The organism is Paenibacillus sp. J22P15 (genome assembly GCF_056269345.1).
Genome location: NZ_JBWDNT010000004.1, coordinates 164195 through 176176 on the forward strand (window position 1 = coordinate 164195; position 11982 = coordinate 176176).

At 45.1% G+C, this 11982-nt stretch carries 8 protein-coding genes; 5 read left to right on the top strand and 3 right to left on the bottom strand.

Annotated features, from left to right (window positions below):
• Positions 1-209: 209 nt before the first annotated feature.
• Positions 210-2243: an LTA synthase family protein gene (locus AC0YN6_RS11815; RefSeq protein ID WP_475747046.1), complete on the bottom strand. Its 2034-nt coding sequence runs from the start codon at positions 2241-2243 to the stop codon at positions 210-212.
• Between the two features lie 27 nt (positions 2244-2270).
• Positions 2271-3413, bottom strand: coding sequence for a THUMP domain-containing class I SAM-dependent RNA methyltransferase (locus AC0YN6_RS11820; RefSeq protein WP_475747047.1), 1143 nt, complete (start codon positions 3411-3413; stop codon positions 2271-2273).
• 146 nt (positions 3414-3559) lie between these two features.
• Here AC0YN6_RS11820 and AC0YN6_RS11825 point away from each other — a divergent pair, with 146 nt between their 5' ends.
• Complete coding sequence (locus tag AC0YN6_RS11825) at positions 3560-4189, top strand: O-methyltransferase (protein WP_475747471.1); 630 nt, start codon at positions 3560-3562, stop codon at positions 4187-4189.
• Positions 4190-5842: 1653 nt separating this feature from the next.
• Here AC0YN6_RS11825 and AC0YN6_RS11830 read toward each other — a convergent pair.
• The gene (locus AC0YN6_RS11830) at positions 5843-7066 is read right to left on the bottom strand and encodes an MFS transporter (RefSeq protein ID WP_475747048.1); all 1224 of its coding nucleotides are present in this window, start codon (positions 7064-7066) and stop codon (positions 5843-5845) included.
• 400 nt (positions 7067-7466) lie between these two features.
• On the opposite strand from AC0YN6_RS11830, the gene AC0YN6_RS11835 reads away from it, so the two are divergent.
• The 4 genes from AC0YN6_RS11835 (at position 7467) to AC0YN6_RS11850 (ending at position 11943) form a co-directional block, all read left to right on the top strand.
• On the top strand, positions 7467-9134 hold the full coding sequence (locus AC0YN6_RS11835) for a GspE/PulE family protein (protein ID WP_475747049.1): 1668 nt from the start codon (positions 7467-7469) through the stop codon (positions 9132-9134).
• Between the two features lie 34 nt (positions 9135-9168).
• Positions 9169-10206 (top strand): type IV pilus twitching motility protein PilT, encoded by a 1038-nt coding sequence (locus tag AC0YN6_RS11840; RefSeq protein ID WP_475747050.1) that lies wholly within the window; start codon positions 9169-9171, stop codon positions 10204-10206.
• A gap of 34 nt (positions 10207-10240) precedes the next feature.
• Positions 10241-11452, top strand: a complete 1212-nt coding sequence (locus tag AC0YN6_RS11845) for a type II secretion system F family protein (RefSeq protein ID WP_475747051.1) — start codon at positions 10241-10243, stop codon at positions 11450-11452.
• Between the two features lie 149 nt (positions 11453-11601).
• A complete protein-coding gene (locus AC0YN6_RS11850; protein WP_475747052.1) occupies positions 11602-11943 on the top strand; it encodes a prepilin-type N-terminal cleavage/methylation domain-containing protein in 342 nt (113 codons plus the stop codon).
• Positions 11944-11982: the final 39 nt, after the last annotated feature.

Sequence of the window (11982 nt, forward strand, 5' to 3'; positions counted from 1 at the left end):
TTGTAAAAACTACAGTAGAATGTTATTTGTTAAGTTGAATTTTGTGGAGAATTGCAGTTCGAGAGAGGGCTTACGTCAAAAAGGTGAACCAGATTAGATTCATTCGAATAATACTTAAAAGAACCTTCAAAACCGCTGTGAGAGCGGAAATGAAGGTTCTTCTTTTTAACACAATATTACGATTTTTCCATTGGATTATGCTGTGAGTACTAACGTCTAGCCGTTTCGACGTCGTTATTGCCGCGAGCTTCCGAAGCAGACTGCTCTTTGAAGTCAGCGATGAGGTCGTTCATGACGATTTGATCAGACATGTTCAACTCTGTCCGCGATTGCTCAAAGGCACTCATGCAGGCGTTTGTTGGGCTAATTGAATTGCTAGGAATGTTCCAGCAAGCACCGTTCTCAGCAATGCCGTCCGAAGAAGGCATATAGTAGAGCGTACCATCTGTGAAGGCACCGTTTCTTTGCACGACTTTTTTGCCAGCAAGAGGCTGTTCAGTAAGCAGAGGCGTACCAACTAAAAATTGATCGGCTGTCGAAATGCCCAGCAAATGCATAATGGTTGGCGTCACATCGACTTGTCCGCCTACCCCAGTGTACGTTCCAGCATGCTCGTCCTTAGGCAAATGAATAAGCAGAGGAACCTGTTTCACAATCATTTGGCGCTCTAGATCACTAAGTGACTTGCCAAGGAATGTTTCGAACAACGACCAGTCATTGATCGAATTGTCATGATCCCCGTACATGACGAGAATGGTATTATCCCAAAGACCTTCTGCTTTCATTCGATCGACCAGCTCGCCAAGCGCGGCATCTACATAATGAATCGATTGCAAATAATCGCCCATTAACGTGCCATCCAGCTCGCCTACATTAAGTTTTTTCTCCTCTTCCGGCATTGTGAAAGGATAATGACTAGAAAGAGTGATGAGAAACGAATAGAAAGGCTGTTTTTGATCGGATATAACGTCGAAAGATTGCCGGAAGAAAGACTTGTCTCCGAGCGCCCAGCCGATTTTCTCGTCTAGTAGAAAATGTTTTAGACTGTAAAATTGATCATATTTCATATTTTTATACATTGTGTTTCGATTCCAAAACCCGCCCTCATATGAGTGGAAGACGGATGTCCCATAATCGTTTGCTTTTAGGGTGCTGGACATGCAATCGAACTCGTTAGGCGCATATTGGATGAAAACGGAGCCGTTCACGACGGGCTGCATGGAGCAGTTTGCTGTAAAATCGGCATCCGAGGTTCTACCTTGCGCGGTTTGGTGATAGAACTGACTGAAATAGGCGCTCTGCTTCATTAAATCATTCAGATGCGGCGTAATCTCTTGACCGCCAATTGATTTATTGAGCATAAAGTTTTGAAAAGCTTCAAGCTGCAGCATGATGACGTTGCTGCCCTTATACGCGCCAAATAAAGCATCCTGCTCAAAATCTTTACGCAGATCGCCGCGTTCTTCGATCCATTTTTTTGCCTCCAATGATTGTTCGGCAGTAACGGTCGAAGCATCCAGCCAATGTTGTTTAGCATAACGGTATACATCATAGCCATGAAAGCCAAGTGCTCCAGTGACGTTGTAAATCGATAGGTTCCACCAATTACCATCAAAAATTCCTAGCCCCCACGTACGCTTCGCCTCGTTTACATTTGTGAAAACGAGTGACGTGCCTATAACAAAAATAACGGCACTTAGAACGATACGTACGGTCGCTTTTTGCAAGGCAGCTGGCTTACGACGATATTCATTTGCTTGGCAAAGGTCACTGCGACCCCTCCAAAGCACATAGATCGCAAACGGGATAATAATAATCCAATCAAGGAACAGAAGGAAATCCGTCGCATGGAGTAGAGTGCCGATGCTCTCGCCTAAGGAATCGACTTGACTGAATTGAAGTAATACCGGAACAGAGATTAAATCTTGAAAGTACCGATAGTAAATAATATCGGCATATAAAACAAAGGATGCGATTAGGTTCAGCACGATAAGAGCAACAATTCGCCCGCGAGCTGGAAGCCATATGGTCCAGAAGCTAAACAAGAGAATAGCTCCAAGCTCAATAAGCGCATCTTTTCCTGTCATCTGCATTTTGGCAACATTTAGAATTTCAGAGAACAGATACACCTTTGCCATCATTACAGCTACAAATAAAAACAGATCAACAGCCTTCAGCCGCTCAAGTCCTATCAGGAGCTTGCTCATGCCGCGGCGTAAAGGCATTTGTACATTAGATAACATTTGTGTAATATCCTTCCTGACTCGTTTCTATCGATTTCCGCGAGGGGGAAGCGGGCCAAAAAACTGCAAGTAATTACACTCAATGCGCCCATTAAACAGCTTACGCTTTTTGTCCGCTGGACGGCCGAAATAGTGCTCAATCGTAGTTGATGGGCTAATCGAGAAGTAAGACCAAGTCGGATAATGGAGTGCTGTCAATCCGAATTGACGCAGCGCAGCCTCTGCTTGCACGTCGTCGCCGAGACGTTCGCCGTATGGCGGGTTTGTAATAATTACGCCGTAATCGCCCTCAAGCTTTACTTTTGCAACAGGCTGGACAGTAAGCTTAATGTCTTTGCCGAAGCCGGCTTTTTTGATTGCTGCCTCTGCAATTTCGATAGCGCCAGGATCAATATCAGATCCTGCAATTTGAAGAGGAATATTATCTTTAACGAGGTCAAACGCTTCATCACGCGCATCATCCCACAGCTCAGTCGGAATAAGCGGCCAGCCTTCGCTGTTAAAGCTGCGGCGAAGTCCTGGTGCGATGTTCCAACCAATCATGGCTGCCTCGATTAGAATCGTACCTGAACCGCAAAAAGGATCATATAGCGGCCGTTCAGGACGCCAGCGGCTAAGCTGTACGAGTGCAGCAGCAAGAGTTTCCCTAATTGGAGCTTCGGTAGCGACCTTCCGATATCCACGTTTATGCAAGCCGTCGCCCGTAGTGTCGAGCGTAAGCATCGCACGGTCATTCATAAGCGTAACCTCTATAACATAACGTCCGCCGTTCTCAGGGAACCATTCAGTACCGTAACGATCAGACATTTTATCAACGACAGCTTTTTTTACGATGCTTTGGCAAGCAGGCACGCTTGTTAGCTGAGACTTTTGCGAACGGCCATTAACAGGGAATTCACCGTCGTTCGGGATCCAAGTTGGCCAATCGAGCGCTTTAGTGCCTTCAAATAGCTCGTCGAATGTAGTAGCAGGGAATTCTCCCATTTTAATAAGGATACGACCAGCGGTGCGAAGCCACAAATTAGTGCGGCAAATATCGATAGGACCGCCCGTGAAGTTTACGCGTCCGTTCTCAACCTGTAGGTCAGTATAGCCAAGATCTTTCAATTCGCGTGCGACAACCGCTTCAAGCCCCATCGGTGCAGTTGCGATTAGTTGTAACTTTTCCATTTTACACTCTCTTTTCATTAATTCTTGTCGACTGTAGCAGTCATATTAAAAGCATAAGCTTGTAACCCCGTGAACAAAAACATACAATCAAGTATAGGACAAACTAGCTTGTTTTTACAAATTGTAAAATTGGAGAGAAAAGAATGATGCTGCAAAATGAACAATATGTGGATTCCCTCTACGGGAAAGATGCCGATCTTGAGCGTACTAAAGCGGGTATAGCGGCTAACGGAATGCCGGATATCTCTGTTGCTGACGGCTACGGCAGATTGCTAACGATGCTTGTATCGCTGTCGAAAGCGCAAAGTATTATAGAAATAGGAGCACTAGGCGGGTACAGCGGTATTTGCTTAGCACGCGGGCTGCCAGAGGGCGGAAAGTTAGTATCGCTAGAGCTGCTGCAAAACTACGCTGATCTAGCCAAGGTTCATATGGAAGCTGCGGGCTTAGGTGATAAGGTAGAATATATGGTTGGTGATGCGAAGCAGAGCTTGGCGGAGCTAAAGTCTACTGGGCAAAAGTTTGATTTCTTCTTTATCGATGCCGATAAAGAAGGTTACCCAGTCTATCTGGATTACGCGATTGCACTAGCTAATCCTGGGGCGATTATTGTAGGGGATAATATATTGCTCCGCGGAAGAACAATTGATTCATCCAGACAGGGACCAGCGGTGCTCGCAGTACGTTCCTTCAATGAAATCATCGCATCTGACGCACGCTTGCAAAGCACGGTGCTGCCCGGTTACGATGGACTTGCGATAGCTATCGTAAAGTAAGGTATGTTTAAGCCCTGAGTCATATCAGCATTGCGCTGATGTGACTCAGGGCTTTTTTTTTGCTCGGAGGCAGCTGTAAGCGCATATGTGTGCTTACGGCGTGGGAGTAACATGAGTTGGTGAGCTGTAAGAACGTATGTGTTCTTACAGAACGGATTTGGTGTGTTGGGAGTGCTCGGAGGCTGATGTAAGCGCATATGTGTGCTTACGAAGTGGGAGTAACATGAATTGGTGTGCTGTAAGAACGTATGCGTTCTTACAGAACGGATTTGGTGTGTTGGGAGTGCTCGGAGGCAGCTGTAAGCGCATATGTGTGCTTACGGGGTGGGAGTAACATGAGTTTGTGAGCTGTAAGAACGTATGTGTTCTTACAGAGCGGATTAGGCGTGTGGTGAGTGCTCAGAGGCAGCTGTAAGCGCAAATGTGTGCTTACAGCGTGGGAGTAACATGAGTTGGCGTGTTGTAAGAACGTATGCGTTCTTACAGAGCGGATTAGGCGTTTGGTGAGTGCTCGGAGGCTGCTGTAAGCGCATATGTGTGCTTACGGCGTGGGAGTAACATGAGTTGGCGTGTTGTAAGAACGTATGCGTTCTTACAGAACGGATTAGGCGTGTGGTGAGTGCTCGGAGGCAGCTGTAAGCGCATATGTGTGCTTACGGCGTGGGAGTAACATGAGTTGGCGTGTTGTAAGAACGTATGCGTTCTTACAGAGCGGATTAGGCGTGTGGTGAGTGCTCGGAGGCTGCTGTAAGCGCATATGTGTGCTTACAGCGTGGCAGTAACATGAATTGGTGAGCTGTAAGAACGTATGCGTTCTTACAGAGCGGATTAGGCGTTTGGTGAGTGCTCGGAGGCTGCTGTAAGCGCATATGTGTGCTTACGGCGTGGGAGTAACATGAATTGGTGTGCTGTAAGAACGTATGCGTTCTTACAGAGCAGATTAGGCGTGTGGTGAGTGCTCGGAGGCAGCTGTAAGCGCATATGTGTGCTTACGTGGTGGGAGTAACATGAGTTGGTGAGCTGTAAGAACGTATGCGTTCTTACAGAGCGGATTAGGCGTGTGGTGAGTGCTCGAAGTCTGCTGTAAGCGCAAATGTGTGCTTACAGCGTGGTAGTAACATGAATTGGTGTGCTGTAAGAACGAATGCGTTCTTACAGAGCAGATTTGGTGTGTTGGGAGTGCTCGGAGGCAGCTGTAAGCGCATATGTGTGCTTACGGCGTGGGAGTAACATGAGTTGGCGTGATGTAAGAACGTATGCTTTCTTACAGAGCGGATTAGGCGTGTTGGGAGTGCTCGGAGGCTGCTGTAAGAAGCTGTAAGCGCAAATGTGTGCTTACGTGGTGGGAGTAACATGAGTTGGTGAGCTGTAAGAACGTATGCATTCTTACAGAGCGGATTAGGCGTGTGGTGAGTGCTCGGAGGCAGCTGTAAGCGCAAATGTGTGCTTACGGCGTGGGAGTAACATGAGTTTGTGTGCTGTAAGAACGTATGTGTTCTTACAGAGCAGATTGGGCGTGTTGAGAGTGCTCGGAGGCTGCTGTAAGAAGCTGTAAGCGCAAATGTGTGCTTACGGCGATTAAGTAGTAACAAATATAAAAAGGGTCAAGAAGGAGATTGAAATCTCCTTCTTGACCCTTTTAAAGGTGCGGCATTAGCCGTCCTTACCTTGCTGACGTGGCAGTTGTCGCTTGCGGAGCAGCGACTGCCACACCCATGCGGCGTTTATCATAAGCATGACCGAGGATAGAAGGAACAAGCCTTTAATTCCAATCCACCCAGAGAGGGCACCGCCAGTAATTGGACCAATCATGTTGCCAAGGCTCATTGTGCTGGTATTGAAACTGTAGGAACGGCTCTCCATGCCGTCAGGCGTATATTTTCGAATCAGGGAGTTTACGGCTGGAATAAGACCTCCGAGAAAAATGCCAAGCACAAAACGAGCAATTAACAATTGCCATACTGTCCCTGCCAAAGCTTGCGGAATAAAGGCGAGTGAGGCTCCAACAAGAGCTACTCCTAGCACGCGTTCCGCACCAATTCGGTCACTCAGTTTTCCGAGTAACGGAGAGGACACGAGATTGGAGAGGCCAGTCACTGAACCAACGAAGCCGGCAAAAAAAGCTAGGTTAGCGGTTGTGCCGTGAAGCTCCTGAACGTAGAGCGGAATTAGCGTCATTGGGCTCATCATCGCAAACTGGATGAGAAAGGTGACAGCAAATAACGCTGTAAGCTGAGGAATTCCGCTTAACTTCCGAAAGCCTTCAATGACAGAAGCTTGTACGCGAGCAGCAGCCTTCATCCGGTCGAAGGGTTCTTTGACAACGAATAAAGCAAGCAAAGAGGCTGCGAACAGCAAAGATCCAGTCAAATAGAAGATAGGTCGGAAACCAATTGAATCCGCAAGCAAGCCGCCAATAAAAGGACCAAGTATCGTTCCGGCAATGCCTCCGGATTGGATTGTTCCCATTGCGAAGCCCATCCGATGTTTTGGCGTTGTTGCAGAAATCAAGGCGATTGAAGCAGGGTTAAAGCCGGATATCGTACCATTTAGCATGCGCAAGAGCAGCAAATGCCACGGGGTTGTCGCAAAACCCATCAATACCATAACGATTGACATGCCGAAACCAGAGCGCAGGAGCATCATTTTGCGTCCATACTTGTCAGCCATCTTCCCCCATATCGGTTGAAAAATAAATGACGTTACAAAGTTTCCTGCAAAAATAAGCCCAGCCCAAACGCCGATCTCATGCTTATCCGTTAAACCTAAATCAAATTGCAAATAGAGGGACAGGAACGGAATGATCATCGTCATCCCAGCCATAACGAGAAACTGTCCGAACCACAACACAATCAGATTTTTTTTCCATTGTTCCATAAGGAAATTATAACATAACCGTAATGATCATTCCTCAATCAGAAGTAAATGAAGAAATAGCAAAGGCGAGTAAATTGTTTTTTAATTTACATTTAATAAATGAAGCTTATTTTTGAATACAAAAAAATCAAAATATTTATATCCGAATTGTATTGGAAATTAGTGATAGTCGATATTAAATACTTTTGTTTATACTAAAGAACATAAAGACTTGGGTCTTTAAACCTATATTTGATAAAAAAATGATCACGATAGGAAGATGTGCTTATATATTTCACTAAAATATAGGTCAAATGTCATTGACATACTTAATGAAACTTGTTTTAATAAACATGAGTTTCATAATTATTTACAGTTGATTTAATAGTTTTTCAAATTTATTGACAGTTGGTGATGGATTATGTCAGTTACCCGTAAGCGAGTAGGAGATTTGCTAGTCGAGTCTGGCGTAATTAACGAAGAACAGCTACAACAAGCTTTAATTCAGCAGAGGGAACTTAAGACAAGGCTTGGCGACATATTAATTTCAAAAGGCTACATAACACAACAACAATTTATTGAAGTGTTGGAATTCCAGCTAGGCATACCGCATGTACAAATCTATCGTCAGAAGATAGATCCGAAAATTATTCAGCTTATCTCTCAGAAGCTAGCAGACCAACATTGTGTCATGCCCATTCGAATGGAAGGAAATAAGCTTATACTTGCCATGGCCGACCCGCTTGATTATTTTGCAATTGATGAGATTCGGATCGCCACTGGACTTCGAATTGAGCCTGTTATTGCTTCAAAAGATGAGCTGGTTCGTGCTATTAATCGTTATTACGGACTGCAGGATACAATCGAACAGATAAGTCAGAACCTGCAGCTAAAAGATATAGACGAGGATCATGCCATTCAGGATGAGGATTCTCCCGTTGTGAAAACCGTCAACCAAGTTATTGTACAAGCTGTACAATTGGGTGCAAGTGATATTCATCTTGATCCGCAGGACGGAAGCTTCCGTATACGTTACCGTGTGGATGGTGTGATGAGAACGGAGCGAACGCTCCCGTCAAATATGCACAGCATTATTGTAGCCCGTATTAAGATTATGGCTAATTTGAATGTTGCAGAGCGTCGTCTTCCGCAAGATGGACGAGTGGAGCTCGATATTGATTTTCGAAAGGTTGACGTTCGGGTTTCGACATTGCCGACGATTCATGGGGAAAAGGTTGTAATTCGAGTATTGGATCTTGGGAACTCATTGGCGGATATCTCGAAACTAGCATTATCAGAGCGTAATGAGCAGGTATTTCGCAAAAGCATTGAAATGGCTTATGGCGTAGTGCTTATAACAGGTCCGACAGGAAGCGGTAAGTCTACTACGCTATATTCTGCTCTTGCCCATTTAAACAAAGAAGATGTGAACATCATTACGGTAGAGGACCCGGTAGAATATCAGCTTGAAGGTGTAAATCAGGTTCAGGTTAACCCTACTAGTGGTTTGACGTTCGCAAGAGGATTACGGGCTATTTTGCGGCAGGACCCGAACATCGTAATGCTAGGGGAAATTCGTGACACGGAGACTGCAGAAATTTCAGTACGTGCCGCTATGACGGGACATCTGGTTCTGAGTACTTTACATACGAATAACGCAGTCAATTCTATTACAAGATTAATAGATATGGGTGTAGAGCCCTTTCTTATTTCGTCTTCCGTCAATTGCATCGTTGCACAGCGGCTTGTTAGACGGATTTGTAAGCATTGCAAACAGAGATATACACCGATTGATAAGGAATTAGAACTTATTACAAGCTACGGCATCCGAACGGATTACCTATACAAAGGTGCAGGCTGTGGAGAATGCGGTCGTACCGGCTATAAAGGCAGATTAGCCATTCATGAAGTGCTGCTAGTAGATAATGAGCTTCGCTCCTTCATTATTTCTAAGCGATCTGACAACGAGTATTATGAGCATGCGCTCAAGCAAGGAATGATACCGATTGTAGTGGATGGATTAAGTAAAGCAGCAGTAGGGCTTACAACGGTTACTGAAGTTTTCCGTGTGCTAGGACATGGAGAATAAAGTCTAGTTAGTTAATGCCAGAGAGGGGCTGTTCATGCAGGCAGAGGAAATGCTTCGCTTAGCTCATTCCAAACAAGCATCCGATATTCATATTACAGTTAATTCACCTATTATATTTCGGATTCACGGAGAATTAATACCTATAAACGATGAGTTGTTAAAGCCGATTGATACGCTCGAGCTCGCTAAGCAATTCATGAAGGAAGAACATTATGCTGCGCTTCAACAAAATGGTGACGTTGACTTTTCCTACGGCGTTGCGGGACTCGCCAGATTTAGAATAAACGCCTATAAGCAGCGAGGCAGCGTTGGACTTGCTATTCGAATCGTGCCCAGCCGAATTCCTTCCATGGAGGAGCTAAGGCTGCCGCGGATGGCGTCTGAGTTTGCGAAGAAGCCACAGGGTCTACTACTAGTAACTGGACCTACGGGAAGCGGGAAGTCTACCACATTAGCATCCATCATCGACCATCTGAACCGAACGGAAAATGCGCATATCATAACACTAGAGGACCCTATAGAGTTTATATATGATCATAAGAAATCGATGGTCAATCAGCGTGAAGTTGGTCTGGATACGCCGTCCTTCTCTGATGGCTTGCGAGCAGCGCTCCGACAGGATCCAGATATTGTACTCGTAGGTGAGATGCGAGATTTAGAAACGATAAGTACAGCAATTAGTGCAGCAGAAACCGGACATCTCGTATTTGGAACCTTACATACTGCGGACGCACCGCAAACGATAGATCGTATTATTGATGTTTTCCCGCCAGCGATGCAGGCGCAAATTCGAATTCAACTGGCAGCCGTGTTACTAGGTGTCATCTCGCAACGTCTATTGCCAAAGTCCGACGGTCAAGGAAGAACGGCTGCCTTTGAAGTGCTCGTTAATACACCTGCTGTTTCCAATCTGATACGTACGGAGAAGATCTACCAAATACGTTCAGTTATGCAGACTGGCAAGGCGCTTGGCATGCAGACGATGGAATATGCGCTGCGGGAACTTGTCCAGCAAGGTCAGGTCAGAATAGAAGATGCGCGAGAAGTGTTATTCGGATTCGGCGAGCTATAATTTTAACATTCGAGTTTCATTGGAGTGGGTAATAATGCCGAAATATCGGTACAAAGCGATTACTTCCAGTGGCAAGAAGTCAATTGGAATTCTTGAGGCGAATACGATGCAGCGCGCACGCGAGGCTCTGAGTGAGAAGGGCTTGTGGGTTACGGATCTATTAGATACGAACGAAACGATGCTATATAAGGATATATCGTTTGGCGGGCCGCGAGTCAAGATGGATCAATTTACTGTCTTTTGCAGGCAGCTGGCTACTCTGTATCGAGCTGGTGTTAGTTTAGTAGAGGCTGTTCAAATTTTGAGTGAACAGACCGACAGCAAAACCTTATCCAAACTGCTCGCAGCCATTGCTGAAGAGATGCGTGGCGGCAAGCAGTTCTCTGATTCAGTGTCCGCATACCCTACCGTTTTCTCTCCCATATTTGTCAGCATGGTTCAGGCGGGTGAAGTGGCGGGAAATTTGGATACGATGCTGCATCGGTTGGCTGTTTTCTTCGAGAAAGAGCGCAACACAAGAGAAAAGGTAAAGTCAGCAATGGTCTATCCGACGGTGATGCTTGTAATGATGGTTCTCGTCGTTATTTTCATGATGCTTTTTGTTATTCCTCAATATGTGACCAGCTTTGCGGGAATGGGAATCGAACTGCCATTGCCGACGCGCATCGTTATGTCAATAAGTGAATTCATGCAGAGTTTCTGGTATATCGTAATTGCAGCAATGTTTGTGCCTAGCTTATTATGGAAGCTATTTAGACGTACAGCTTCTGGCAGACAGAAATTGGACTACTTTCTGCTCAGAATTCCCGTATTCGGCACATTGTGGCATAAGCAAGCGATTGCCCGTTTCTCAAGAACGTTTAGTTCACTTATAGCTGCTGCTATTCCGCTTATGCAAGGCTTATCTATCGTCTCGAATGTTGTAGGAAATGAGGCAATGGGGAAGGTAATCTCTGATGTTCGGGAAAAAGTTATACGTGGAGAGACGATGTCAGAAACACTTAAACAATCCAGTCTATTTCCGCCAATGGTTATTCAAATGATGGCAATCGGCGAGCGTTCAGGATCGACTGATGACATGCTGGATAAGGTTGCTGATTTCTATGAGTCAGACGTTGATCAGATGGCGGATCGTCTCAAGGCGCTGTTAGAGCCGCTTATGATTGTTTTGCTAACCGGAGTAGTAGGTGTCATCGTTATGGCGGTCATGATGCCAACCTTTAAGATGATGCAAAGCTATTTATAGTTTGATGATACTAAATTACGGAGAATAAACCGTATTCATTCTGAGCATAGATGTACCCCTTGCTCAGAGCTGTTATATGTCGCACTGGTTCCTTGGTTTTACTTGTTTTTAAACATGCTTTAAAAATTGAGAGGAGAATGTTTATGTTGATGGCACTGAAACGGAATCAAAAGGGTCTTACACTTATCGAGTTGCTTGCGGTACTAGTTATTGTGGGAATTATTGCTGCGATTGCTGTCCCAGCTATTGGCGGGACAATTGAAAAATCGAAGAAGAAAGCAGATACTGCGAGTGAGCTTATGATACAAGAGGCGGCATTACGTTATGTTATTGAACTTGAGCCTGAGCCAGCAACAAGTACTACTACTTATACTCAGGATCAACTTGTGACTGCGGGATACCTTAACGAAAAAATTGTATTTAATGACAAAAAAGAAAGAACTATAACTGCTACCAAAGGTGCAAGTGGATGGACAGTTAAAGTAGAATGACCAACATCTTAAATCCATAATCATTAGAAAGGCAACCTC

Coding starts and splice junctions, on each gene's coding strand:
- AC0YN6_RS11815 (WP_475747046.1), bottom strand. CDS start 2,243: ATGTTATCTAATGTACAAATGCCTTTACGCCGCGGCATGAGCAAGCTC.
- AC0YN6_RS11820 (WP_475747047.1), bottom strand. CDS start 3,413: ATGGAAAAGTTACAACTAATCGCAACTGCACCGATGGGGCTTGAAGCG.
- AC0YN6_RS11825 (WP_475747471.1), top strand. CDS start 3,560: ATGCTGCAAAATGAACAATATGTGGATTCCCTCTACGGGAAAGATGCC.
- AC0YN6_RS11830 (WP_475747048.1), bottom strand. CDS start 7,066: ATGGAACAATGGAAAAAAAATCTGATTGTGTTGTGGTTCGGACAGTTT.
- AC0YN6_RS11835 (WP_475747049.1), top strand. CDS start 7,467: ATGTCAGTTACCCGTAAGCGAGTAGGAGATTTGCTAGTCGAGTCTGGC.
- AC0YN6_RS11840 (WP_475747050.1), top strand. CDS start 9,169: ATGCAGGCAGAGGAAATGCTTCGCTTAGCTCATTCCAAACAAGCATCC.
- AC0YN6_RS11845 (WP_475747051.1), top strand. CDS start 10,241: ATGCCGAAATATCGGTACAAAGCGATTACTTCCAGTGGCAAGAAGTCA.
- AC0YN6_RS11850 (WP_475747052.1), top strand. CDS start 11,602: ATGGCACTGAAACGGAATCAAAAGGGTCTTACACTTATCGAGTTGCTT.